Origin of the sequence: Paracoccus simplex, assembly GCF_042648325.1 — a bacterium.
GTDB classification, from domain to species: Bacteria; Pseudomonadota; Alphaproteobacteria; order Rhodobacterales; family Rhodobacteraceae; genus Paracoccus; species Paracoccus simplex.
In genome coordinates, this window is record NZ_JBHRXE010000065.1 from 13,053 (window position 1) to 36,607 (window position 23,555).

General features: G+C 67.9%; 19 protein-coding genes. 6 read left to right on the forward strand and 13 right to left on the reverse strand.

Translation table 11 applies throughout. From position 1 onward, the window contains the following. The first annotated feature begins 109 nt into the window (after nucleotides 1-109). On the forward strand, nucleotides 110-2,431 hold the full coding sequence (gene clpA / locus ACFOMP_RS19355; protein WP_379033608.1) for an ATP-dependent Clp protease ATP-binding subunit ClpA: 2,322 nt from the start codon (nucleotides 110-112) through the stop codon (nucleotides 2,429-2,431). A 290-nt stretch (nucleotides 2,432-2,721) separates the two neighbouring features. On the opposite strand, the gene mfd is transcribed toward clpA, so the two are convergent. Together mfd and ACFOMP_RS19365 are read right to left on the reverse strand one after the other, a co-directional pair. Further along, nucleotides 2,722-6,186: a transcription-repair coupling factor gene (gene mfd, locus ACFOMP_RS19360; protein WP_379033611.1), complete on the reverse strand. Its 3,465-nt coding sequence runs from the start codon at nucleotides 6,184-6,186 to the stop codon at nucleotides 2,722-2,724. Nucleotides 6,187-6,228: 42 nt separating this feature from the next. Then, nucleotides 6,229-6,795, reverse strand: coding sequence for a hypothetical protein (locus tag ACFOMP_RS19365; RefSeq protein WP_289895519.1), 567 nt, complete (start codon nucleotides 6,793-6,795; stop codon nucleotides 6,229-6,231). 150 nt (nucleotides 6,796-6,945) lie between these two features. Between ACFOMP_RS19365 and hemB the strand changes: the two genes are divergently transcribed. Together hemB and ACFOMP_RS19375 are read left to right on the forward strand one after the other, a co-directional pair. Continuing rightward, on the forward strand, nucleotides 6,946-7,944 hold the full coding sequence (hemB, locus tag ACFOMP_RS19370; RefSeq protein WP_289895520.1) for a porphobilinogen synthase: 999 nt from the start codon (nucleotides 6,946-6,948) through the stop codon (nucleotides 7,942-7,944). Between the two features lie 72 nt (nucleotides 7,945-8,016). Further along, complete coding sequence (locus tag ACFOMP_RS19375) at nucleotides 8,017-8,619, forward strand: lipid-binding SYLF domain-containing protein (RefSeq protein WP_379033615.1); 603 nt, start codon at nucleotides 8,017-8,019, stop codon at nucleotides 8,617-8,619. Between the two features lie 50 nt (nucleotides 8,620-8,669). Here ACFOMP_RS19375 and ACFOMP_RS19380 read toward each other — a convergent pair whose 3' ends face one another. Beyond that, nucleotides 8,670-9,317 carry a lytic transglycosylase domain-containing protein gene (locus ACFOMP_RS19380; protein WP_379033617.1) on the reverse strand — a complete coding sequence of 216 codons (648 nt, stop codon included), beginning with the start codon at nucleotides 9,315-9,317 and terminating at the stop codon, nucleotides 8,670-8,672. A 210-nt stretch (nucleotides 9,318-9,527) separates the two neighbouring features. Between ACFOMP_RS19380 and ssb the strand changes: the two genes are divergently transcribed. Beyond that, complete coding sequence (gene ssb / locus ACFOMP_RS19385) at nucleotides 9,528-10,016, forward strand: single-stranded DNA-binding protein (RefSeq protein ID WP_379033619.1); 489 nt, start codon at nucleotides 9,528-9,530, stop codon at nucleotides 10,014-10,016. A 64-nt stretch (nucleotides 10,017-10,080) separates the two neighbouring features. Here ssb and ACFOMP_RS19390 read toward each other — a convergent pair whose 3' ends face one another. From ACFOMP_RS19390 to ACFOMP_RS19425, 8 genes are all read right to left on the reverse strand, one after another. Further along, nucleotides 10,081-10,851 (reverse strand): FadR/GntR family transcriptional regulator, encoded by a 771-nt coding sequence (locus ACFOMP_RS19390; protein ID WP_379033621.1) that lies wholly within the window; start codon nucleotides 10,849-10,851, stop codon nucleotides 10,081-10,083. Between the two features lie 8 nt (nucleotides 10,852-10,859). Then, a complete protein-coding gene (locus ACFOMP_RS19395) occupies nucleotides 10,860-12,344 on the reverse strand; it encodes a M81 family metallopeptidase (RefSeq protein WP_379033623.1) in 1,485 nt (494 codons plus the stop codon). After that, nucleotides 12,341-13,600 carry a Zn-dependent hydrolase gene (locus ACFOMP_RS19400; protein WP_379033625.1) on the reverse strand — a complete coding sequence of 420 codons (1,260 nt, stop codon included), beginning with the start codon at nucleotides 13,598-13,600 and terminating at the stop codon, nucleotides 12,341-12,343. The genes ACFOMP_RS19395 and ACFOMP_RS19400 overlap by 4 nt, the downstream gene beginning before the upstream one ends. Before the next feature lie 9 nt (nucleotides 13,601-13,609). After that, nucleotides 13,610-14,314 (reverse strand): ABC transporter ATP-binding protein, encoded by a 705-nt coding sequence (locus tag ACFOMP_RS19405; protein WP_289895527.1) that lies wholly within the window; start codon nucleotides 14,312-14,314, stop codon nucleotides 13,610-13,612. Then, nucleotides 14,311-15,078: an ABC transporter ATP-binding protein gene (locus tag ACFOMP_RS19410; protein WP_379033627.1), complete on the reverse strand. Its 768-nt coding sequence runs from the start codon at nucleotides 15,076-15,078 to the stop codon at nucleotides 14,311-14,313. Before ACFOMP_RS19410 ends, ACFOMP_RS19405 begins: the two co-directional genes overlap by 4 nt. A gap of 2 nt (nucleotides 15,079-15,080) precedes the next feature. Next, nucleotides 15,081-16,052: a branched-chain amino acid ABC transporter permease gene (locus ACFOMP_RS19415; RefSeq protein WP_379033630.1), complete on the reverse strand. Its 972-nt coding sequence runs from the start codon at nucleotides 16,050-16,052 to the stop codon at nucleotides 15,081-15,083. 2 nt (nucleotides 16,053-16,054) lie between these two features. Next, entirely contained in the window at nucleotides 16,055-16,909 is an 855-nt protein-coding gene (locus ACFOMP_RS19420) for a branched-chain amino acid ABC transporter permease (protein WP_289895530.1), read from the reverse strand. Between the two features lie 66 nt (nucleotides 16,910-16,975). Then, on the reverse strand, nucleotides 16,976-18,187 hold the full coding sequence (locus tag ACFOMP_RS19425) for an ABC transporter substrate-binding protein (protein ID WP_379033633.1): 1,212 nt from the start codon (nucleotides 18,185-18,187) through the stop codon (nucleotides 16,976-16,978). Nucleotides 18,188-18,531: 344 nt separating this feature from the next. On the opposite strand from ACFOMP_RS19425, the gene tpa reads away from it, so the two are divergent. Both tpa and pdxR read left to right on the forward strand, forming a co-directional pair. Continuing rightward, complete coding sequence (gene tpa / locus ACFOMP_RS19430; RefSeq protein WP_379033636.1) at nucleotides 18,532-19,911, forward strand: hypotaurine--pyruvate aminotransferase Tpa; 1,380 nt, start codon at nucleotides 18,532-18,534, stop codon at nucleotides 19,909-19,911. Nucleotides 19,912-19,987: 76 nt separating this feature from the next. Next, nucleotides 19,988-21,454, forward strand: a complete 1,467-nt coding sequence (gene pdxR / locus ACFOMP_RS19435) for a MocR-like pyridoxine biosynthesis transcription factor PdxR (protein WP_379033639.1) — start codon at nucleotides 19,988-19,990, stop codon at nucleotides 21,452-21,454. On the opposite strand, the gene pta is transcribed toward pdxR, so the two are convergent. Both pta and ACFOMP_RS19445 read right to left on the reverse strand, forming a co-directional pair. Beyond that, on the reverse strand, nucleotides 21,451-22,428 hold the full coding sequence (gene pta / locus ACFOMP_RS19440; protein ID WP_289895534.1) for a phosphate acetyltransferase: 978 nt from the start codon (nucleotides 22,426-22,428) through the stop codon (nucleotides 21,451-21,453). The two genes, pdxR and pta, sit on opposite strands and share 4 nt — an antisense overlap. 4 nt (nucleotides 22,429-22,432) lie before the next feature. Further along, the gene (locus tag ACFOMP_RS19445) at nucleotides 22,433-23,449 is read right to left on the reverse strand and encodes a YeiH family protein (RefSeq protein ID WP_289895535.1); all 1,017 of its coding nucleotides are present in this window, start codon (nucleotides 23,447-23,449) and stop codon (nucleotides 22,433-22,435) included. Nucleotides 23,450-23,555 lie beyond the last annotated feature (106 nt).

Below are 23,555 nucleotides of genomic sequence, written 5' to 3' on the forward strand. Positions count from 1 at the left end.
CTTGAATTGCGCGAAAATCCACCGATTCTTAACTGTATCGTGACAGTCTGGTCAGGTGGACCGCTAAATCTGGCGGCCCATACCGCCAGCCGACTGACAGGAGCTTGAAGTGCCGTCCTTTTCGACCTCCCTGGAACAGGCCATCCATGCCGCGCTCGCGCTGGCCAACGAACATCGCCATGAGCTTGCCACGCTCGAGCACCTGCTGCTCGCGCTGACGGAGGAGCCCGATGCCGTGAAGGTGATGCGGGCTTGCAATGTCGATCTGGACGAGTTGCGCCGCATGCTGGTCGAGTTCATCGAGGACGACCTCTCGACCCTCATCACCGATGTCGAGGGTTCCGAGGCCGTCCCCACCGCCGCCTTCCAGCGCGTGATCCAGCGCGCCGCGATCCATGTCCAAAGTTCGGGCCGGACCGAGGTGACCGGGGCCAATGTCCTGGTCGCCATCTTCGCCGAACGGGAATCGAACGCCGCCTTCTTCCTGCAGGAACTGGACATGACCCGCTATGACGCGGTGAACTTCATCGCCCATGGCGTGGCCAAGAATCCCTCCTTCTCGGAAAACCGTCCCGTCCAGGGCGCCGAGCAGCAGGGCGAGCAGGTCCAGGCCGAGCAGGCCCAGGCCAAGGACGAATCCGCGCTGTCGAAATATTGCGTGGACCTGAACAAGAAGGCCTGCAAGGGCGACGTGGACCCGCTGATCGGCCGCGCCGACGAGGTCGAGCGCTGCATCCAGGTGCTGTGCCGCCGGCGCAAGAACAACCCGCTGCTGGTCGGCGATCCCGGCGTAGGCAAGACCGCCATCGCCGAGGGTCTGGCGCTGAAGATCACCCGCGGCGAGACGCCGGACGTTCTGGCCGGCTCGACCATCTTCTCGCTCGACATGGGCGCGCTGCTGGCCGGCACCCGCTATCGCGGCGATTTCGAGGAGCGGCTGAAGGCCGTCGTCAAGGAGTTGGAGGAGCATCCCGACGCCATCCTGTTCATCGACGAGATCCATACCGTGATCGGTGCCGGCGCCACTTCCGGCGGGGCGATGGACGCCTCGAACCTGCTGAAACCGGCGCTGGCCGGCGGCAAGCTGCGCTGCATGGGTTCGACCACCTACAAGGAGTTCCGCCAGCATTTCGAAAAGGACCGCGCGCTGTCGCGCCGCTTCCAGAAGATCGACGTGAACGAGCCTTCGGTGCCGGATGCGATCAAGATCCTGATGGGTCTGAAGCCCAGCTTCGAAAAGCACCACGAGCTGCGCTATACCACCGATGCCATCAAGTCGGCGGTGGAACTGGCTTCGCGCTACATCAATGACCGCAAGCTGCCCGACAGCGCCATCGACGTGATCGACGAGGCGGGCGCGGCGCAGCACCTGGTCGCAGAAAGCAAACGCCGCAAGACCATCGGCCCCAAGGAGATCGAGGCCATCGTCGCCAAGATCGCCCGCATCCCGCCGAAAAGCGTCTCCAAGGACGATGCGGCGGTGCTGAAGGACCTGGAAGCGACGCTGAAACGCCTGGTCTTCGGTCAGGACAAGGCGATCGAGGCGCTGGCCTCCTCGATCAAGCTGGCCCGGGCCGGGTTGCGCGAACCCGAAAAGCCGATCGGCAACTACCTGTTCGCCGGCCCCACCGGCGTCGGCAAGACCGAGGTCGCCAAACAGCTCGCCTCGTCGCTGGGGGTGGAGCTGCTGCGCTTCGACATGTCCGAATACATGGAGAAGCACGCGGTCAGCCGGCTGATCGGCGCGCCGCCGGGCTATGTCGGCTTCGACCAGGGCGGGCTTTTGACCGATGGCGTCGACCAGCATCCGCATTGCGTGCTGCTGCTGGACGAGATCGAAAAGGCGCATCCGGATGTCTACAACATCCTGCTGCAGGTCATGGATCACGGCAAGCTCACCGACCATAACGGCCGGCAGGTGGATTTCCGCAACGTGATCCTGATCATGACCTCGAACGCGGGCGCCGCTGACCAGGCCAAGGCCGCCTTCGGCTTCGGCCGCGACCGCCGCGAGGGCGAGGATACCGCCGCCATCGAGCGCACCTTCACGCCCGAATTCCGCAACCGGCTGGACGCGGTGATCAGCTTCGCGCCGCTCTCGCGCGAGATCATCGTCCAGGTGGTCGAGAAATTCGTCCTCCAGCTCGAGGCGCAGCTGATCGACCGCGGAGTCCATATCGAGCTCACCCCTGAAGCCGCCGACTGGCTGGCCGAACGCGGCTATGACGAGAAGATGGGCGCCCGCCCGCTGGGCCGGGTGATCCAGGAAACGATCAAGAAACCTCTGGCCGAGGAACTGCTGTTCGGCCGGCTGACCAAGGGCGGCGTGGTGCGGGTGCGGATCGAGGACGACAAGCCGGTCTTCGACATCACCGGTCCCGAAGCGCCCAAGATCAGCAATTCCAAGCCGCCGCTGCTGACGGCCGACTGATCCGGACCCAAGGGGGCGATGCCGACCGGCATCGCCCTTTTCGTTCAGACCGCCCGAGAAGCGATCCACCGTCGTATCAGCCCTCGGTGCCGCTGGCGGTCCCGCCGCATGCCTCGGCCGGCAGCCGATAGGCGGAGCCCTGCGAAACCGCCAGCCAGGCCCCAGGCATCCCAGACACATACCACGCGCGCCCTTTTCCAACGGTGGCGCCCGATGGTGTTCACCGTTGCCCAAATACCCGGGGGTCCGGGGGCAACGCCCCCGGTCCGGCTGCGCGGCGATGACCGGCGTCAGCCCTTCGCCTTGCCTTCCTTGATCTTCGCCGCCAGTTCCTTGGCGATGGCGAAGCTGCCCTTGATGCGGTCGGCATCCGTGGGCCAGTCGCGCAGCACGACGATCCGGTTGTCGGTGACCTTGGCCTGGCCGCGCTGGTCGTGGATGAACTCGACCAGCCCGGCCGGGTTCGGGAACTTGTCGTTATGGAATTGAATGGTCGCGCCCTTGGGCCCCGCATCCAGCTTGGAAATATTCGCCCGCTTGGCCATGGCCTTGATGCGGATGACCAGCAGCAGCGTGTTGACCTCGCGCGGCAGCGGACCGAACCGGTCGATCAGTTCGGCGGCGAAACCTTCCAGCTCCACCTTGGTGGTCAGTTCGGCCAGCCGGCGATAAAGGCCCAGCCGCACGTCCAGATCCGGCACATAGCTTTCGGGGATCGTCACCGGCACGCCCAGGTTCAGTTGCGGCGCCCATTCATCCTCGGGCGTGCCCTCGATCTCGCCGGATTTCAGCTTGGCGATGGTTTCCTCCAGCATCTGCTGGTAAAGTTCGAAGCCGACCTCCCTGATATGGCCGGACTGCTCCTCGCCCAGCAGGTTCCCGGCGCCGCGCAGGTCGAGATCCTGCGAAGCCAGGTTGAAGCCGGCGCCAAGACTGTCGATGGCGCCCAGGAATTTCAGCCGCCGCATCGCTTGCGGGGTCAGCGGCACCCGGGGCTTGGTGGTCAGATAGCAATAGGCCCGGATCTTCGAACGCCCGACCCGACCGCGGATCTGGTAAAGCTGCGCCAGGCCGAACATGTCGGCGCGCCAGACCACCATGGTATTCGCCGTCGGAATGTCGAGACCGGATTCCACGATGGTCGTCGCCAGCAGAACATCCGCACCGCGGTCGTAGAAGGCGTTCATGCGCCGGTCCAGATCGCCCGCCGCCAGCTGGCCATGGGCGACGATGGTGCTGACCTCGGGGACATGCTCCTTCAGCCATTCCTCGACCTCGGGCAGGTCCGCGAGGCGCGGCACGACGAAGAAGCTCTGCCCGCCGCGATATTTCTCGCGCAGCAGCGCCTCGCGGATGGTCACGCTGTCGAATTCCGACACATAGGTGCGGATCGACAGCCGGTCCACGGGCGGCGTGCCGATGATCGACAGATCCCGCACCCCGGTCAGCGACAGCTGCAACGTGCGCGGAATCGGTGTCGCGGTCAGGGTCAGGACATGGATGTCGCTGCGCAGCTCCTTCAGCCGCTCTTTGTGGGCGACGCCGAAATGCTGTTCCTCGTCGACGATCAGCAGGCCCAGATTCTTGAATCGCACCTGTTTCGACAGCACGGCATGGGTGCCGACGACGATATCCACTGTGCCCTCGGCCAAGCCCTTGCGGGTTTCGGTCGCATCCTTGGCGGATACGAAACGCGACAGCGGCCGGACATTGATCGCCGTGCCCCGGAACCGTTCGGCAAAGGTGCGGAAATGCTGGCGCGCCAGCAGCGTGGTCGGCGCCACCACCGCGACTTGCCGGCCCTGCGAGGCGGCGACGAAGGCCGCGCGCATGGCGACCTCGGTCTTGCCGAAGCCCACGTCGCCGACGACCAGCCGGTCCATCGGCCGACCGGCGGCCAAGTCCTCGGCCACGTCGGCAATGGCCGCCGCCTGGTCCTCGGTCTCGGCATAGGGGAAGCGGGCGGCGAAACTTTCGATCTCGTGATGCTCGGGTTCGAGGATCGGGGCCGGCCGCAGCAGCCGCTCGGCCGCGACGCGCATCAGCCGGTCGGCGATCAGCTTGATGCGTTCCTTGAGCCGCGCCTTGCGCGCTTGCCAGGCGCCGCCGCCCAGCTTGTCGAGCAGCCCCTCCTCATGCCCGTAGCGGCTGAGCAGTTCGATGTTTTCCACCGGCAGGTAAAGCCGGTCGCCGCCGGCATATTCCAGCGCCACGCAATCATGCGGCACGCCAAGCGCCTGCACGGTCTCCAGCCCGGTATAGCGGCCGATGCCGTGTTCGACATGCACCACCAGATCGCCCGGGCTCAGCGTCGTGGTGTCGCGCAGAAAGTTCTCGGCCTTGCGGCGGCGTTTCGCGCCCCGGATCAGCCGGTCGCCCAGCACGTCCTGTTCCGAGATCACCGCCAGTGCGCCGGTGGCCGCGCCGTCCGAGGTGAAACCTTCCTCCAGCGGCCAGACCGCCAGCCCCAGCGCCCCGGGCTGATCGGGCAGATCGCGCAGATCGGCGATGGGCTTGGCGCCCTTGAGCCCCTCGTCCGCAATCAGCCCGGCAAGTCGTTCGCGCGCACCTTCCGAAAAACTGGCGATCACCACCCGGCGCGAAGCTTGAAGATTTCGAATATGATCGGAAAATGACTTGAAAAGGTTGATATTCTCGGATTGACGCTCGGGGGCGAAATTGCGCCCGACCCGGCCGCCGGCATCCAGGACGCCCGGACCCGGCGGTTGAGGCAGCACAGACAGGCGCAGCACCCGATGCGCGGCCAGCCAGCGCGCCCATTCGACCTCGTCCGGGAACATCTCGGCGGGCGGGACCGGCCGATACACCGTGTCGGTGCCGCCCTTGCGGGCCAGCGCCTCGCGCCGGGCCTCGAACTGTTCGGTGATGGTGTGCCAGCGTGCGTCGCGAACCTGGTCCAGATGATCGTCCGCCACCACCGAGGCACCGGGCAGGTAGTCGAACAGGCTTTCCAACCGGGCATGGAACCAGGGCAGCCAATGCTCCATGCCGGCCATCTTGCGGCCGGCGCTGATCCCCTCGTAGAGCGGATCGTTGGCGGCGGCGCCGTATTCGGCGCGGTAGTTCTGGCGAAAGCGGGTGATCGCAGGCTCGTCCAGGATCACTTCGGACATGGGCGCAAGCTCGATACGATCGAGTTTTTCGATGGAACGCTGTGTTTCTGCATCGAATCTGCGCGCGCCCTCCAGAACGTCGCCGAACATGTCCAACCGGATCGGACCGGAATCGCCGGGCGGGAAGATGTCGATGATGCCGCCGCGGATCGCGAAATCGCCGGGCTCGGTCACGGTCGGCGCCTGCGAGAAACCCATGCGGGCCAGGAAGGCGCGCAACGCAGCCTCATCCATGCGGTCTCCCACCGCGGCCGAGAAGCCGGCATCGCGCAGCGCCTCGCGCGCAGGCACCCGCTGCATGGCGGCCGACAGCGTGGTCAGCAGTACGAAGGGCCCTTTCAGCGCGCCATGTGCGAGCGCCGTCAGCACCGCCATGCGTGCCGCCATCACCGCCCCCGCCGGCGAGACCCGGTCATAGGGCGTGGTGTCCCAGGCCGGAAACTCCAGCACCGCGGCCTGCGGCGCGAAAAAGGCCAGCGCCGCCCGCATCGCAGCCATGCGCCGGTCGTCGCGGGCGATGTGGATGACGGGATTGCCGCGGGCCAGTTCGCGCGCGACCAGCGCGGCGTCCATGCCCTCGGGCGCGCCGGACAGGATCAGGTGTTCGGGATGCGGTGCCATGCGCCCCGAGGTAAAGCCGGCACGGGCGAAGTCAAGCCCGGTTCAGAACCCGAAAGGATGCGCGATCATCCAGACCGCGCCGTAGAAGGCAGTCAGCGCCACGGCGAGGATCGACATCGCCACGGCCGCCGTCTTGTGGCGACGCATCAGCCGCGCGGCCTCGGCCCCGGCCTCGTTCACCGGCTGACCGACCTCGGCCCGGGCCAGCACCGCGCGCAGCCGCCGCGCCAATCGCAGCTCCAGTGCGAAAAGCAGCGCGAAGGGCAGGACCAGCAGCACCAGCGCCTGCGCCATTTCCAGCCCGTAGCCGAATCCCAGGACGGTCAGCGCCGTCAGCAGGAAGGCGCCCAGGCCCAGCAGGATCGCGCCCTCGCGCTGGTCGATGCGCCAGCGCGGCAGGGTCAGCGACAGCCAGTCGAGCAGCGTCAGCGCCGCCGGGTCGTCCTCGGGGCCCGGCTCGGTGCCGACGGCCCCGGCGATCACGTCCGAGGGCACGCCGAGAACGCGCCGCCCCGCCATGGTCCAGGCCAGCATCAGGATCACCCAGAACCAGATCGAGCCGAAGGACCGGCTGTCCAGCAGGGCGAGAATTCCCTCGGGTCGGAGCACGTCTTCTCCTTGCATCGGTTGCGACAGGCAAACTAACCGGGCCTGGTGCAAAGGAAAACCACGATTTTCCGGCGCTAGAGCCGGGGGGTTGCGCCCTGCCGGCCCAGGGTGCAGTTTCAGGCCCAGATCCCCGCAGCCACAGGCCCCGCCATGTCCCCGTCCCCGATCGCCGCCCCGTTCCCCGCCACCCGCCTGCGCCGGCTGCGCCGCACGCCGGCGCTGCGCGCCATGGTGACCGAGGTGACCCTGACCCCCGCCAACCTGATCTGGCCGATCTTCGTGACCGAGATCGCCGGCGGCGAGGGCGAGATCCCGTCGATGCCGGGGGTCGAGCGGCTGACGCTGGAGGGCGCGAAGCGCGCCGCGGAAACCGCGATGCGGCTGGGCATCCCCGCGATCTGCATCTTCCCGCATTCCGACCCGGACCTTAAGACCGAAAGCTGCGAGCGCGCCTGGGACCCGGAAAACATCGGCAACCGCGCCATCCGCGCCATCAAGCAGGTGGCGCCCGAATTGGCGGTGATGACCGACATCGCGCTGGACCCCTATAACGCCAACGGCCATGACGGGCTGGTGCGCGACGGGGTGATCCTGAACGACGAGACGGTCGAGGCGCTTGGCCGCATGGCGCTGGTTCAGGCCGAGGCGGGGGCGGATATCCTTGGCCCCTCGGACATGATGGACGGGCGCATCGGCGCGCTGCGCGGCCTGCTCGAGGCGAACGGCCACAAGGACGTGGCGATCCTGTCCTATGCGGCGAAATTCGCCAGCGGCTTCTATGGGCCGTTCCGCGATGCGGTGGGCGCCTCGGGGCGGCTGGTCGGCGACAAGAAGACCTATCAGGTGAACCCGGCCAACCGCGAGGAAGCGATGCGCTGCGTTGCCCGCGATCTCTCCGAGGGTGCCGACATGGTGATGGTCAAGCCGGGGATGCCCTATCTGGACATCTGCCGCATGGTGAAGGACCAGTTCGCTGCCCCGACCTTTGCCTATCAGGTCAGCGGCGAATACGCGATGATCGAGGGCGCGATCCGCAACGGCTGGCTGTCGCGCGAGGTGGTGGCCGAAAGCCTGCTCGCCTTCCGCCGCGCCGGCTGCGACGGCATTCTAAGCTATTACGCCCCGCAGGTCGCCGAAAGGCTGGCATGAGGGCCGGCGGTCCTTTATCATCGCCGCCTTGACAGGCGGGCCAGCCGCCGAACCGGGAACGAGGGGCGAAACATGATGAATTCCAACGGGATGAGCCGGCGCCTTGTGCTGCGTGGCGCTGTGCTGCGTGGCGGTTTGCTGCTGGGCGGCGCGGCGCTGGGGCTTGCGGGCTGCTCGAACGCCATCGGCCAGGACGCACCTTCGCGGCTGGACGCGCGGGTCGATGCGACGCGGGACTTCCTGCTGCGCAGCTATCCCAATGTCGCGCCCATGGTGCGGAACGCCAAGGGCGTGCTGTACATGCCGCTGATGACCGAGGCGGGCTTCGGCGTCGGCGGCGCCTATGGTCAGGGCGCGCTGCGCATCAACGACGTGACGGTGGATTACTATTCGGCGACGCAGGCCAGCGTCGGCTTCCAGATCGGCGCCCAGCAATACGCGCATGTGCTGATCTTCCAGACCGATGCGGCGCTGGCCGATTTCCGCAAGGCGCCGGGCTGGGTGGCCGAGGCCGGGGCCTATTACGCCCTGCCCGCCGGCGGCGTCTCGATGGGCACCGACACCATCACCTCGCAGCAACCGGTGGTGGCGATGATCTTCGGCCAGTCCGGGCTGATGGCCGGCGCCTCGATCGCCGGAACGAAATACACCCGGATCATCCCCTCGACCTTCTGAGGCCGCGACCGCAAGCGGAAAGGCCGGGCGTCCCGCCCGGCCCTGGAGCCTCAGCCGCCGTGGATGATGCGGACGTAGTTGCGCGTCTCGCGATAGGGCGGCACGCCGCCATATTTCGCCACCGCCGCCGGCCCGGCATTATAGGCCGCCAGCGCCAGCCGCCAGCTGCCGAAGGTGTTGTACATCATGCGCAGGTAGCGCGCGCCGCCTTCCAGATTCTGCACCGGGTCGTTCGGATCGACGCCCAGCTTGGCGGCGGTGCCGGGCATAAGCTGCGCCAGCCCCCGCGCCCCCTTGTGCGAGCGCGCCGAGGGATTCCAGCCCGATTCCTGCTGCACCAGCCGCAGGAACAGATCCTCGGGGATGCCGTGCTTGCGGGCCATGGCACGGGCATGGGGCAGATACTGGCTGCGCCGGCTGCCGCGATAGGCGGGAACGGCGGAAGGCAGATCCAGTTCGACCACGCTTTTCGTCGAGGTGCCACCGGGGCGCAGCCGCGCCGATTGCTGGTATTGCCCGGCCAGGCGCGAATCCATCAGCCGGGTCTGGCGCTCGAACTGCGCCAGCCGCGACTTGCCGCTTTTCACCTGCAGCCGCAGCCCCTCGGCCGCGGCTGGCGCGACCAGCCCGGCCGAAATCGTCAGGGCGATCACCGCCCGACCAAACTGGCGCAGCATCGCCCGATTGCGTGAAAGCATCTCTGGTCCCTCATGCATGCCGTCGTGTTTTTTTGTGCTGCACTATAGCGCAAAGCCGGGCGGGTGCCGCAAAAGGATTGCACGCGGCCGTGGCGGCCGAATTATTCGGCGGATTTCCGCCGATAAGCCCTTCCGCTTATCGGCGCGCTACCGTAAGCGGGGCCTCCGCGCTACACCCGCGCAAGACAAACCCAAGAAAAGGACCGCAGCATGGCAGGCAGCGTGAACAAGGTGATCCTGGTCGGCAATCTGGGTCAGGACCCGGAAATCCGCACCTTCCCCAGCGGCGGCAAGGTCGCCAACCTGCGCATCGCGACGTCCGAAACCTGGAAGGATCGCAATACCGGCGAGCGGCGCGAGCGCACGGAATGGCACACGGTGGCGATCTATTCCGAGCCGCTGGTCCGCGTGGCCGAGCAATACCTGAAAAAGGGCTCCAAGGTCTATGTCGAGGGCCAGCTCGAAACCCGCAAATGGCAGGACCAGAGCGGCAACGACCGCTATTCGACCGAGGTCGCCCTGCGCCCCTTCCGCAGCGAATTGCACATGCTTGACGGCCGTGGCGCCGGCGGCGGCGGCGGGGGCCGCGACGAGGGTTATGGCGGCGGCGGCTATGGCGGCGGCGCCTCGGGCGGCAGCCCGTCCGGCGGCGGGCAGTCGCAGAGCCGTCCCGATTTCGACGACGACATCCCGTTCTGATCCCGGCCCCCGGGCCGCGCTGACAAATCCCGGTCCCGGCCCCTTGCGGCCGGGATCTTCCGTTTCAGAACCGGCTCAGCAGGTCCGAGCGGAACGACGCATCCAGCCGGCGCATGTAGCTTTCGGCGCAGCACATGTGGTCATGCATGATTTGGGCCGCCGTATCGCCGTCCTTGGCGCGGAAGGCGGCCAGCAATTGCCGGTGGCTTTCGATATTCGCCTCGCCGAAGATCTCGTGCTCGCGCATGCTTTCGCTGCGATAGCTGACCAAGTCGCGCAACATGCTGTTCAGGAAGCGGCACATGAAGACCAGAATCACGTTGTCCGAGGCCTCGCAGAGGATGTCGTGGAACTCGGTCTCGGCCCGGCGGACCACGGCGCGGTCCTGCGCCGCGTTCGCCGCTTCGCAGATGCGGATGTTCTGTTCGAGCCGGCAAAAATGCGCGGAGGTCAGCTTGCCGATGACGTTGCGGGCCAGGCTGACCTCCAGCGATTGGCGCAGCTCGTAGACCTGGGCGAAGTCGATCTTCTGGAAATGCAGGTATTGCCGCAGCTGCTGGGTGACGATGTCGATCGAGGCGGGCTGGATCTCGGGCCCGCCGTTCGGACCCGAGAGCATGCGCACCAGCCCCTCGACCTCCAGCGCCTTCAGCGCCTCGCGGATGGTGCCTTTCGAGCAGCCGTAATGCTCCATCAGCGCGCGCTCATGCGGCAGGCGGTCGCCGGGCAGCAGGCCGTCCCGGGCGATGCGGCGGCGGATGTCCTCGGCCACCTGATCCGACAGCTTGATGCGGGTCAGCCTGCGTTCCTTGCCTGCCGGCGCGTCGTGATCCATGCGATGCTTCAGCCTTGCCAGATTGTCCCCGGGTCCAGCGGATATATGGGCCGGGCGAGTTTTTTGAAAGCGAACAGACCGTAATCCGAAGCGGTTACACCCGAGCTTGCGCATTCCACCACCGCCTTGGCCAGCGGCTCGAAGACCGGGCGGCAATACATGCGCGATTTCAGGTGCAGGAAACGCGCCTGCGCGGCGTCGAGCCCCAGGCAGGAGAAGCAGCCCAGGTCCAGCGGTTCGTGCGGTTCCTCGCAGATCACGATGCGCGCGGCACCGATGTCCACGGCGGCGGCGCGGCCCATCGACAGCTCCTGCCCGTGATAGATCGGCCCGGCGACGCGATAGCGCCCGTCCGACAGCGCCGCGACCCGGCCTTTCAGCCGCAGCGGCGGGCGCGGCGCCGGCAGGCCCTCGGCCGGGGTCTTGTTGCCCAGCCGGATCTCGACCGCCGCCCCCTCGCCCGCGGCGAAAAGCTGCGCCACGGTCTCGGGGTCGGCAATCGGGCCGACCAGGATGCCCCGCTGCCCGGCGGCCAGCAGTGCCTCGAGCACGTCCATCACGTCGCAGCTGCCGCCCGACATGCAATTGTCGCCATGGTCCAGAAGCAGCACCGGCGCCGAACCGTCCGCCAGCGCGGCGGCGCGGGCGATGGACTGCCCCAGGGGCTCCTCGGCATAGACATATTCTGCGCGCCGCCGCCATGCCTCGCGGCCAAGCTCACTCGCGACCGCGCGGGCAAGCTCGGGCGTGTCGGCGACGGTGACGATGGAGAGGCCGGTCTCGGCCAGATCCGAGATCGGAAAGCCGCCAAACACCGTCACCGCCTCCACGCCGGGCCGCGTCTCGGCCTGCCGGGCCAGCGCGATCAGGTCGGTCATGGCGCAATCGGTGGTGGTGTTCATGCACAGCGTCGCCGCCAGCATCGGCGGATGGCAGAGCGCCATGGCCGGGCGCGGGCGGCCGGAAAGCAGCGGCTCGAACAGGCGCGCGACATGCTCGCCGGTCTCGACCATGTCCACATGCGGATAGGTCTTGAAGCCCGCGATCAGGTCGCAATGGTCCAGCATGGCTTGGGTGATGTTGCCGTGCAGGTCCAGCGCCACGCCGATGGGCACGCCCGGAGCCGCCGCGCGGACGCGGCGCAAAAGCTCGCCCTCGCCATCGTCATGGCTGCGGGTGACCATGGCGCCGTGCAGGTCCAGCAGGATGCCGTCGCAGCCCTTTTCCACCGACGTCAGGATGGCCTGCGCCATGGCCTCGAAGGCTTCGTCCTCGACCGGCCCCGAGGGCATGGCATGAGCGATCAGCGGCACCTCGATTTCGGCGCCGATGCGGCGGGCGAAGGCGTGGAAGGCGCCGATGGCGGCGGGATAGGTCGCGGCCGCGGCCAGCGCCTCCTCGCCCCATTTCGGGGCAAAGGCGGCCAGCGGGGTCTTGACCGGCGAGAAGCTGTTGGTCTCGTGGTTCAGCCGGGCCAGGACAAGGCGGGTCATGCGGCGGCCCCGTTGCGGGCCTCGGCCGTGCGGCGGTCGTAGTCCAGCACCGCGTCCAGCAGCACCTGCGCGCCGGCGGCGCATTCCGCGGGCTCGGTCGATTCCGCGGGGTTGTGGCTCAGCCCGTCCTTGCAGGGCACGAAGATCATCGTCGTCGGCGCCACGGCCGCGGCATGCGCGGCGTCATGGCCGGCGCCCGAGATGATGTCGCGCGTCGAGTAACCCGCCGCCTTTGCCCCCGCCCTGACCGAGGCGATGCATCCGGCGTCGAACACCACCGGCGCGGTGCGCGAGATCTGCTCCAGCCGGCTTTCCAGCCCGACCGCTTCGGCGGCATCGCGCACCAGCGCCTCGACCTCGGCCTGCATCCGGTCCAGCACCGCATCCGAGGGGTGGCGCAGGTCGATGGTGGCGCGCACCTGCCCGGGGATCACGTTATGCGAGTTCGGGGTGATTTCCAGAAAGCCGATGCTGCCCACGGCGTCCGGGTGCGCCTTGGCGATGCGGTCGATGCCCTCGATCACCCGCGCCATGCCCAGCAGCGCGTTGCGGCGCATCGCCATCGGGGTCGAGCCGGTATGCGCCGCCGTGCCGATCAGCGTCAGTTCGAACCAGCGCATGCCCTGGATGCCCTGCACCACGCCGATCCGCACCCCCTCGGCCTCGAGGATCGGGCCCTGCTCGATATGCAGCTCGAACATGGCGCCGAAGCGGACGGACCCCGCCTCGGCCTCGCCGCGATAGCCGATGCGGTCGAGGCTGGCGCCGAAGCTGTCGCCGCGGGCATCCACCCGCGCGTCGCCATAGTCGCGGCCATAGACCCCGGCCCAGATGCCCGAACCAAGCATGGCCGGCGAAAAGCGCGAGCCCTCCTCGTTGGTCCAGTTGACCAGCATCAACGGCGCCTCGGTCTGGTAGCCGGCGGCGTCGAGCGTGCGCAGCACCTCGAGCCCCGCCAGCACCCCCAGCACGCCGTCGAACTTGCCGCCGGTCGGCTGGGTGTCCAGGTGGCTGCCCATGGCGATGGCGGGCAGGTCCGCGCGGGTGCCGGGCCGGGTGGCGAACATGTTGCCGGCCTCGTCCACGGTCATGCTCAGCCCCAGCGCGTCGCATTGGGCGCGCAGCCAGTCGCGCACCCGGCGGTCGTCCTCGGACAGCGTCAGCCGGGCGATGCCGCCATCCGGCGTGGCCCCGATCTGCGCCGTCTCCATCAGGCTGTCCCACAGCCGGGCAGCGTCGATATTCAGGTTAGACATGGGTTTTCCTTATGCCTTCACGCCCAGATAGCGGTCGATGGTATCGGGGTCGCTGCGGAACTCAGCGGCACTGGCGCAATGCACGATGCGGCCGAGTTCCAGGATGTAATGCCGATCGGCCAGCTGGCTGCAGACCGCCAGGTTCTGCTCGACCAGCAGGATCGGCACGCCGGCCTCGCGGATCAGGCGGATCTGGGCGACGATCTCCTCGACGATGATCGGGGCCAGGCCCTCGACCGGCTCGTCGAGCATCAGCACCTTGGGACCGTTCAGCAGCGCCCGGGCGATGGAAAGCATCTGCTGCTCGCCGCCCGAAAGCTGGCCGCCGCCGTTCTTCCTGCGCTCCTCGAGGCGCGGGAAGATGCGGTAGATGTCGCCAAGCGACCAGGGCGAGCCGCGCTTCTCGGCGATGCGCAGGTTCTCCTCGACGGTCAGCAGCTGGAAGATGCCGCGATCCTCGGGCACCAGCGACAGCCCGGCAGCGGCGATGCGATGCGCCGGCTGGCCGGTCATGTCGCGACCGGCCAGTTCCACCCGGCCCTGCCGCGGCGTGATCAGCCCCACGGCGGTTTTTAGCGTCGTGCTTTTGCCGGCGCCGTTGCGGCCCAGCAGGGTGACGATCTCGCCCGGCCCGACCTCCAGCGTGACGCCCTGCAGGATGTGGCTCTTGCCGTAATAGGCATGCAGATCGGTCAGTTTCAGCGCGGCGGTCATGCGATGTCCCCCGTGATCATGTTGCCCAGATAGGCGCGCTGCACCTCGGGGTCGTCGCGGACCTGGGCGGGCGGACCCTCGACCAGCTTGCGGCCCAGCCGCATCACCGTGACCATGTCCGAGATGTTCATGACGATGCCCATGTTATGCTCGATGAACAGCACGGTATGGTCGCGGCCCAGGTCGCGGATCAGCTGCTTCATCGCCTCGATGTCGTCGATGCCCATGCCGGATGTCGGCTCGTCCAGCAGGATGACGCGCGGCCGCGCCGCCATGGCCATGCCGACCTCCAGCCGGCGCTGCTGGCCATGCGACAGCTCGCCCGCCAACCGGTTCGCGACCGGGCCCAGCTCCAGCCGCGCCGTCACTTCGTCGACGATGGCCAGCGCCTCGGTGTTCGTTTCCGCCCGCCGCCAGGGGACGAGCGCCGCCCAGGGCGTGCGGCCCTGGGCGGCCAGCCGCAGGTTCTCGCGCAGGGTCAGGTTCGGAAACAGGCTGGTGACCTGGAACGAGCGTGCGATCCCCAGCCGCACCCGGTCGTCGTCCGAGGTGTCGGTGATGTCGCGCCCATCCAGCTCGATCCGGCCGGACGAGGCCCGCACCCGCCCGGTCAGGGCGTGAAACAGCGTGGTCTTGCCGGCGCCGTTCGGGCCGATGATCGAATGGACCGAGTTGCGGCGGATCTGCAGATCCACGTCGGCCAGCGCGTGGAAGGTGCCGTATTTGACCCCGAGGCCGCGGGTCTGCAAGGCGATGTCGGTCATCTTCAATGCTCCTCGGCCGGGGTTTCGGGCGCGCGCTGGCGGCGGAAGACCAGATCGTAGCCGCGCTCGACCAGCCCCCAGAGCCCGCGTTGCAGGAACAGCGCCACGGCGACCAGCACCAGGCCCAGAAGCAGCAGCCAGCGCGGCCAGACGGTCGAGAGCGCGTCGGCCAGAAGCAGGTAGAACCCCGCCCCCAGCATCGAGCCGAACAGGCTGGAGCTGCCGCCGATGATGGTCATGATCAGGATCAGTTCGCTGGTGTGGTATTCGATGTTCGACAGGGGCGCGACGCCGATCAGCATGGCATGGAGCGCGCCGCCGAAGGCGGTGACCGCGCCCGAAATGGCGAAAGCCTCGATCTTGAACAGCCGGGTCGGGAAGCCGATGGCGGCGGCGCGGCCCTCGTTCTCGCGGATCGCCAGCAGGGTGCGGCCGAAGGTCGATTGCGTCACCACGACCAGGATCGCGAACACCGCCACGAAGCAGACCGCGACGAAGGTGTAATAGGACCAGGGCGCGTTCAGCGCCGTGCCGGCGATGGAGGGCCGGGGCACGCCCAGAAGCCCGTTGTCGCCGCCGGTCACGCCGCTGAACGTATAGGCGACGAAATAGAACAGCTGCGAGAAGGCCAGCGTCAGCATGACGAAATAGACCCCCTGCCGGCGGATCGACAGCCAGCCGACCAGCGTGGCGGTGGCCGCGCCAAGCACCGCCGCGCCGGCCAGCACCAAGGGCACCGGGATCTGCCAGCGCGTCAGGCAGATGCCCGCCGCATAGGTGCCGATGCCGAAGAAGATGCCCTGGCCGAAGGACAGCAGGCCCGTATAGCCCAGCAGCAGGTTGCAGGCCGCGACGACCATGGCGAAGATCAGGATCTCGGTCGCCAGGATGCCGGATTTCAGAAACAGCGGCAGCACCAGAACGGCCAGCAGCGCCAGCGCCAGTTGCGCCCAGGGTTTGTCAAGCGGGTTCATGCTCATGCCCTCCCCAGCAGGCCGCGCGGCATCAGCGCGATGACCAGCGCCATGCCGACATAGATCATCAGCCGCGCGCCCTCGGGCCAAAGCGTGGTCATGACGCTTTGCACCACCCCGACCAGCAGGCCGGCGACCAGCGCGCCGGTATAGCTGCCCATGCCGCCGATCACCACGACCACGAAGGCGACGGAAAGCGCCTCGATGCCCATGAAGGGCTCGACGCCGCGGATCGGCGCGGCCAGTGCGCCCGCCAGCCCGGCAAGCCCGGCACCGAAGCCGAAGACGGCGGTGTTGATGCGCAGCGTGTTGTAACCCAGAAGCGCCATGTTCGCCGGCGATTCCGAGCCGCCGCGCACGATGGCGCCCAGCCGCGTGCCCTCCAGGAGCCACCAGAGCAGCCCGGCCAGCACGGCGGTGAAGCCGATGGTGAAGAGGCGATATTGCGGATAGATGAAATCGCCCAGGATGACGACGCCCTGCAGCCCCTCGGGCGCCGGCACCGAGCCGCCCAGCGGCCCCCAGGCGATGATGACCAGTTCCTGCACGACCAGCGCCAGGCCCACGGTCACCAGGATGTGGAAGGTGTGCGGCAGCTTGTAGATGCGATGCAGCAGCACCGCCTCGATCAGCGCGGCGATGCCGGCGACGATCAGCGTGGCCAGCGGCATGGCGGCCCAGAAGCCGAAGCCGCGCGTGGTCAGGTCATAGGTCAGATAGGCGCCCAGCAGGTAGAAGGCGCCATGGGCGAAGTTCACGAATTGCAACAGGCCGAAGATGACGCTGAGGCCGACGGCGAGCAGGAAATACAGCATCCCCAGACCGATGCCGTTCAGAACCTGGAAAAGGTAGATCACGGGCTTCTCCCTGAAACCGGGCGAAAAGGCCCCGCGCGACCGGCGGCCGCGCGGGGAGGCGGGGGATCAGGCGGGCATCTTGCAGCCGGCATCCTCGGGCGACAGGAAGGATTTGCCGGCGCTGATGATCTCGGCGTAATCGTCCTTGTCGGCCATGTCGGCTTTGGGCTTGCCCTTGAGCAGGTAGTAATCCTTGATGACCTGGTGGTCGGCGGCGCGGATCTCCTCCTCGCCGGTCAGGCCCTGGTATTTCAGCCCGCCAAGCGCCGCGGCGACCCCCGCGCCGTCCGGCGAGCCGGCCTTGACCGCGGCTTCCAGCAGCAGTTTCGCGCAGATATAGGAACCGGCGAAGGAATAGTTCGGGTTGAAGCCGTGCTTTTCCTGCACCTTCTTGACCAGTTCGCGGTTCAGCGTCGAGTCGGCACCGTGCCAGTATTGCGCGCCGAAATAGACGCCCTCGCAGATGTCCGGTCCCAGCGCCTCGAACTGTTCCAGCCCCGAAGCCCAGGCGACGACGATGGTCATGCGCTGCTTCAGCCCGAAGCTGACCGCCTGCCGCAGCGTGTCCGAGCTTTGCGCGCCGAAGTTCAGCAGCAGCAGCACATCGGGCTGGGCGGCGATGGCATTGGTCAGGTAGCCGGAAAATTCCTTGTCGGTCAGCGAATGATAGCTGTTGCCGACATGCTCGATGCCCTTTTCCTGAAACACCGCCTTGGCGGCGTTCAGCAGCCCGTCGCCAAAGACATATTGCGGGGTGATCGTGTACCATTTCTTGGCATCGGGCAGCGCGTCGATGATCGGCCGCACCGTCTCGTTGATGGCGCCATAGGTCGGCACCGACCAGCGAAAGGTGGCCTTGTTGCAATCGACGCCGGTGATCTCGTCGGCGCCGGCGGTGGTCATGAAGGCGCCGCCGCCGCGCTCGATCTCCTTGCCCATGGCCAGCGATTCCGACGACAGGATGCCGCCGGCGAACAGTTTCACCCCGTCCTGCGCCAGCGCGTCCTGCACCTTGCGCACCGCGGTCGCGGGCTTGCCCTCGGTATCGAGATCGAGGGTCGAGACCTCGACGCCATGCGCGGCCGCGACCTCTTCGGCGGCCATCAGCGCGCCGATGGTGGCGAACTTGCCGTTGGCCGCGAAGGCGCCCGAGATCGGCACCGGCACGCCGATCTTCAGCGCCGCGCCCTGGGCAAAGGCGCGGGTGACAAGGCCCGGCGCGGCGAGCGCGGCTGCGGCCAGCGTGGATGTGGTCAGGAAGCGACGACGATTGAGCATGAGAAAACCCTGTTGTTGGTGTTGCATTGGTCTGGATGCGGCAACTTTCAAAACTATACGGATAGATAGGATTATCTGTCTATAAGGTTGGCCATGCCGCCATCTCCAATATTCATGAATTTAAACAATGTGATAGATGTAAGCTGCGGCGCAGCGCAAATCTCGCGCTCGCAGAAACAGCGCCGTGGCAGCAGCGTTTCTTCGCCGTCTCCGGTGCCGATTCGGCCCGCGACCCGCGACGGCTTCGCTTTCTGGACCCATCTATGCGATGAATCTGGCTCTATCACTTTGCCGCGTTCGGGCGCAGTCAGGAGAGAACGCTTTTTATCCGCAGGAGTCCGGCCATGACGCTCGATCTGAACCCCAACGACATGTCGCATGTGGTCGAGGCCGACCGCACCCATGTCTGGCACCATCTGAGCCAGCACAAGCAATACGAGACCATCGACCCGCGCGTCTTCGTCGAGGGCAAGGGGATGAAACTTTGGGATGCGACGGGGCGCGAGTTCCTCGACGCGGTCTCGGGCGGGGTCTGGACCGTGAACGTCGGCTATGGCCGCGAAAGCATCGCCAATGCGATCCGCGACCAGCTGGTCAAGCTGAACTATTACGCCGGCGCGGCGGGCACCGTGCCGGGCGCCATCTTCGCCCAGAAGCTGATCGAGAAGATGCCGGGCATGAGCCGGGTCTATTACTCGAACTCCGGCTCCGAGGCGAACGAGAAGGTCTACAAGATGGTGCGCCAGATCGCGGCGAACCATCACGGCGGCAAGAAATGGAAGATCCTCTATCGCGACCGCGATTATCACGGCACCACCATCGCCACGCTGGCGACCTCGGGCCAGGACCAGCGCGCCATCGCCTACGGCCCCTTCCCCGACGGCTTCGTGCGGGTGCCGCATTGCCTGGAATACCGCAAGCAATGGGATGTTGAAAACTACGGCGAACGCGCCGCCGACGCCATCGAAGAGGTGATCCTGCGCGAGGGGCCCGACACCGTCGGCTGCCTGGTGCTGGAGCCGGTGACCGCCGGCGGCGGCGTCATCACCCCGCCCGAGGGCTATTGGCAGCGCGTGCAGGAGATCTGCCACAAATACGACATCCTGCTGCATATCGACGAGGTGGTCTGCGGACTTGGCCGCACCGGCACCTGGTTTGGCTACCAGCAATACGGGATCGAGCCGGATTTCGTCACCATGGCCAAGGGCGTCGCCTCGGGCTATGCGGCGATCTCCTGCACCGTCACCACCGAGCGCGTCTTCGAGATGTTCAAGGACAAGCCCGAGGACGGCATGAGCTTCTTCCGCGACATCTCGACCTTTGGCGGCTGCACCTCGGGGCCAGTCGCAGCGATCGAGAACCTGCGCATCATCGAGGACGAGGGGCTGCTGGCCAACACCGTCGCCATGGGCGAGCGCACGCTTTCGAACCTCAATGCGCTGATGGAGAAGCACAAGGTCATCGGCGACGTGCGCGGCAAGGGCCTGTTCTGCGGCGCCGAGCTGGTCTCGGACCGCGCCAGCAAGGAGCCGATGGACGAGAAGAAGGTGCAGGCCGTCGTGGCCGACTGCATGGCGCAGGGCGTCATCATCGGCGCCACCAACCGCTCGCTGCCGGGCTTCAACAACACGCTCTGCCTGTCGCCGGCGCTGATCGCTACGGCGGACGACATCGACCGCATCACCGACACCATCGACCGGGCGCTGACCAAGGTGTTCGGCTGAGCGCTTGATCCACTCCCTTGATCCGGGGCGGCATTCGGGGAACTGATGGACCCCGCCAGCCGCCGCGGATCATCCCATGCCGATTCCCCCCGATGCCTTCTTCCTGGACCATGCCGCCGGTCTGCCGCTGCAGGTCCAGTTGCGGCGCCAGATCATCGCCGCGGTGACCGCCGGCCGCTTCCGCGCGGGCGAGAAACTGCCCTCGACCCGGGCGCTGGCCCGGCATCTGGGCGTGGCGCGGGTCACGGTGGCGCAGGCTTTCGCGGAACTCGTCTCGACCGATTACCTGGCCAGCCGCGACCGTTCGGGGCATTACATCTCGGACAGCATCGAGCGGCGGCTCGAGGCCGAGCCCCCTGCCCCGGGCACGCCGCGTTTCGACTGGGACAGCCAGTTCGAGGGCCGCTTCGCCCGCGCGCAACGCACGGATCGCGAACGCGACTGGCGCCGCTTCGCCTATCCCTTTGTCTACGGCCAGGCCGATCCGGCGCTGGTCGACCACGCCGCCTGGCGCGACTGTGCCATGCGTGCGCTGGGCCGGCGCGAGTTCGACAGCCTGACCGGCGACCTCTACGACGCCGACGACCCGGAACTGGTCGACCATATCGCCCGCCAGATCCTGCCCCGGCGCGGCATCAGCGCCGGACGCGACGAGATCCTGCTGACCATGGGGGCGCAGAACGCGCTGTGGCTGGTGACGCAGGTGCTGTTGCGCCCCGGCGCCTCCTGCGCCATCGAGGACCCCTCCTATCCCGGTCAGCGCGAGATCCTGCTGGCCAGCCGCGCCCGCATCCTGCCGGTGCCGGTCGATGCGCGCGGCCTGCCGCCCGACGCCATCCCGCCCGGGGTCGCGGCGGTCTTCACCACCGCCAGCCACCAATGCCCGACCAACTCCACCATGCCGCTGGCCCGCCGCAAGGAACTGCTGGCCCGCGCCCAGGCCCAGGGCTTCGCCGTGATCGAGGACGATTACGAATTCGAGATGTCCTTTGCCGGCGCGCCCTCGCCGGCGCTCAAGGCCATCGACCGGGCCGGAGCGGTGATCTATATCGGCTCATTCTCGAAATCGGTGTTTCCGGGCGTGCGGCTGGGCTATGTGGTGGCCGATCCGCGCGTCATCGCCGAGGCGCGGGCGCTGCGCGGCATGGTGCTGCGCCACCCGCCCGGCCACATGCAGCGCACGCTGGCGCATTTCCTGTCGCTGGGCCATTACGACGCGCAGGCGAACCGGATGCGCCGCGCCTATGCCCGGCGGCGCGAGGTGATGCTCGCCGCCATCGCGCAGCAGGGGCTGCGGCTGGCCTCGCCCGAGGCGACCGGCGGCTCCAGCTTCTGGCTGGCGACGCCCGAGGGGGTCGATTCCGCGGCGCTGGCGGCGCGGCTCAAGGCGCGCGAAGTGCTGATCGAGCCGGGGGCGCCCTTCTTCGCGCTGGCCGCGCGCGGCAGGGGCTTCTTCCGGCTGGCCTATTCCTCGATCGCCGCCGAACGCATCCCCGAGGGCATCCGCCGCATCGCCGAGGCGCTGCGGGATCCGGCCGGCTAGGCCGGCACCTTCGCCACCGTCCCGGCCTGAACGGCGGTGACGGCGCTTGCATCGACGATGTCCTGGACCGAGCAGCCGCGCGACAGGTCGTTGGCGGGCTTGGCGAGGCCCTGCAGGATCGGGCCGATGGCGGTCAGACCGCCCAGGCGCTGCGCGATCTTATAGCCGATATTGCCCGCCGCCAGGTCCGGGAAGATGAACACGTTCGGCCGGCCGGTCAGCCGGCTTCCCGGCGCCTTCTTCGCCCGGATCGCGTCGTCCAGCGCCGCGTCGAACTGCATCTCGCCATCCACCTCCAGATCCGGCGCGGCGGCGCGGATCAGCGCCAGCGCCTCGCGGATCCGGCCCAGGCTCGGATGATCCGCCGAGCCGGCAGTCGAGAAGGACAAAAGCGCCACCCGCGGCTCCTCGGCCAGAAGCTGCCGGCAGCTTTCGGCGGCGGAAAGCGCGATGGCGGCAAGCTCGGCCGCGTCGGGCTGGATCACCAGCCCGCAATCGGAAAAGATCATCCCGCCCTTGACCGGCGCCGCGGGCCCGCAGGACAGCATCAGGAAGAAGCTCGACACGATCCCGGCATCCGGCGCGCGGCCGATGATCTGCAGCGCCGCCCGCACCGTGTCGGCGGTAGTGGCGACCGCACCGCCCACCGTACCGTCGGCCTGGCCCAGCCGCACTCGCATCGCCGCCTGGCGGATCGGGTCGCGCATCTCCTCCAGCGCCCGCTCGGCAGTCATGCCCTTGGCGGCGCGCAGCCGGTGCCATTCCTCGGCGAGCTCCGCCAGATCTGGCGCGCCCGCCGGGTCGATGCGGCCCACGCCGGGGATCTCGGGTCCGCCCATCAGGGTGACGCGGGCCAGACCCTGGTCGACCAGCCGGCGGGCGGCCTCGGCGACGCGGGGATCCTCGCCCTCGGACAGGATGATATGGCGGTTCAACGCCTTCGCGGTCTCGTGGATGCGGTCGAGCGGTTTCATCTCATTACCCCAGGAAATGCAGGCCGGCGACGACGAAGACGCCCAGGAACACGGTTTCGGCCACGATCAGCGCGATGGCGCCGCCGCCGACCTCGAGCATCTTGCCAAGCGAGGTCTTGATCCCCACCGCGGCGATGGCGATCAGCAGCGCCCAGCGGGAAAGCTGCCCGGCGAAGTCCGAGACCGCCTGCGGAATCAGGCCCAGGCTGTTCAGCGCCGCCAGCACCAGGAAGCCGATGACGAAGCCCGGCAGCAGGGGCGGCGCCTTGCCGCCGTCGGTGTCGGACAGCCCGCGCGCCCGGATCACCAACGAGAAGCACAGCACCACCGGCGCCAGCATCGAGACCCGGATCAGCTTGACCAGCGTCGCGGTCTCGCCGGTCTCGGGGCCGACAGAGAACCCGGCGCCGACCACCTGGGCCACGTCATGGATGGTGCCGCCCAGGAACACGCCGGAATCGCGCGCCGTGAAGCCGAAGACGTTGGACAGCATCGGATAAAGCACCATGGCCACGGTCGAGAGCACGGTGACGGACAGGACGGTGAAGACCAGGTCGCGCTCGGATTTCTCGTGGCGCGGCAGCACCGCGGCGATGGCCATGGCGGCCGAGGCGCCGCAGATCGCCACCGAGCCGCCGGTCAAGAGCGCGAAGCGCCAGCCGCGGCCGACCCAGCGGGTGGCAAGAAGCGCGAACAGGATCGTCAGCACCACCCCCGCCACCACCAGCGCGATCAAGCGCGGCCCCAGCGCCGTCAGCATCTCGACCGAGATCCGCGCCCCCAGCAGCGCCACCCCCAGCCGCAAGACCGTGCGGGCGGTGAAGGCGATGCCGGGCGCGGTGCGGGTACCGTCCTCGGCCAGGAAGTTCAGCGCCAGGCCCAGCAGCAGCGCCAGCAGCATGGCCGGGGCGCCGTAATGGTCCGACAGGAACTGCGCCGTGGCCGCGACCAGCGCCGAGACCGCGAAACCCGGGAAGGCCTCGCCGAGCAGGCTGCGCGAAGGGATCATGGTGGTTATCATCGTCGTCACCCGGATGCGGGAAGTGGACCGGCGCGGAGGAGGCCGCGCCGTGGGATGGCAGGGGTCGGAAGCCGTTTCGGATTGCCGAGGGGTTTTGTTCCCCTCG

Excerpts from the sequence above, each read along its gene's own strand:
- ssb (WP_379033619.1), top strand. The coding sequence starts at position 9,528 with ATGGCAGGCAGCGTGAACAAGGTGATCCTGGTCGGCAATCTGGGTCAG.
- ACFOMP_RS19415 (WP_379033630.1), bottom strand. The coding sequence starts at position 16,052 with ATGAACCCGCTTGACAAACCCTGGGCGCAACTGGCGCTGGCGCTGCTG.
- ACFOMP_RS19405 (WP_289895527.1), bottom strand. The coding sequence starts at position 14,314 with ATGACCGCCGCGCTGAAACTGACCGATCTGCATGCCTATTACGGCAAG.
- pdxR (WP_379033639.1), top strand. The coding sequence starts at position 19,988 with ATGCCGATTCCCCCCGATGCCTTCTTCCTGGACCATGCCGCCGGTCTG.
- ACFOMP_RS19395 (WP_379033623.1), bottom strand. The coding sequence starts at position 12,344 with ATGACCCGCCTTGTCCTGGCCCGGCTGAACCACGAGACCAACAGCTTC.
- ACFOMP_RS19375 (WP_379033615.1), top strand. The coding sequence starts at position 8,017 with ATGATGAATTCCAACGGGATGAGCCGGCGCCTTGTGCTGCGTGGCGCT.
- ACFOMP_RS19410 (WP_379033627.1), bottom strand. The coding sequence starts at position 15,078 with ATGACCGACATCGCCTTGCAGACCCGCGGCCTCGGGGTCAAATACGGC.
- ACFOMP_RS19425 (WP_379033633.1), bottom strand. The coding sequence starts at position 18,187 with ATGCTCAATCGTCGTCGCTTCCTGACCACATCCACGCTGGCCGCAGCC.
- mfd (WP_379033611.1), bottom strand. The coding sequence starts at position 6,186 with ATGGCACCGCATCCCGAACACCTGATCCTGTCCGGCGCGCCCGAGGGC.
- ACFOMP_RS19445 (WP_289895535.1), bottom strand. The coding sequence starts at position 23,449 with ATGATAACCACCATGATCCCTTCGCGCAGCCTGCTCGGCGAGGCCTTC.
- ACFOMP_RS19390 (WP_379033621.1), bottom strand. The coding sequence starts at position 10,851 with ATGGATCACGACGCGCCGGCAGGCAAGGAACGCAGGCTGACCCGCATC.
- pta (WP_289895534.1), bottom strand. The coding sequence starts at position 22,428 with ATGAAACCGCTCGACCGCATCCACGAGACCGCGAAGGCGTTGAACCGC.
- ACFOMP_RS19380 (WP_379033617.1), bottom strand. The coding sequence starts at position 9,317 with ATGCTTTCACGCAATCGGGCGATGCTGCGCCAGTTTGGTCGGGCGGTG.
- tpa (WP_379033636.1), top strand. The coding sequence starts at position 18,532 with ATGACGCTCGATCTGAACCCCAACGACATGTCGCATGTGGTCGAGGCC.
- hemB (WP_289895520.1), top strand. The coding sequence starts at position 6,946 with ATGTCCCCGTCCCCGATCGCCGCCCCGTTCCCCGCCACCCGCCTGCGC.
- ACFOMP_RS19400 (WP_379033625.1), bottom strand. The coding sequence starts at position 13,600 with ATGTCTAACCTGAATATCGACGCTGCCCGGCTGTGGGACAGCCTGATG.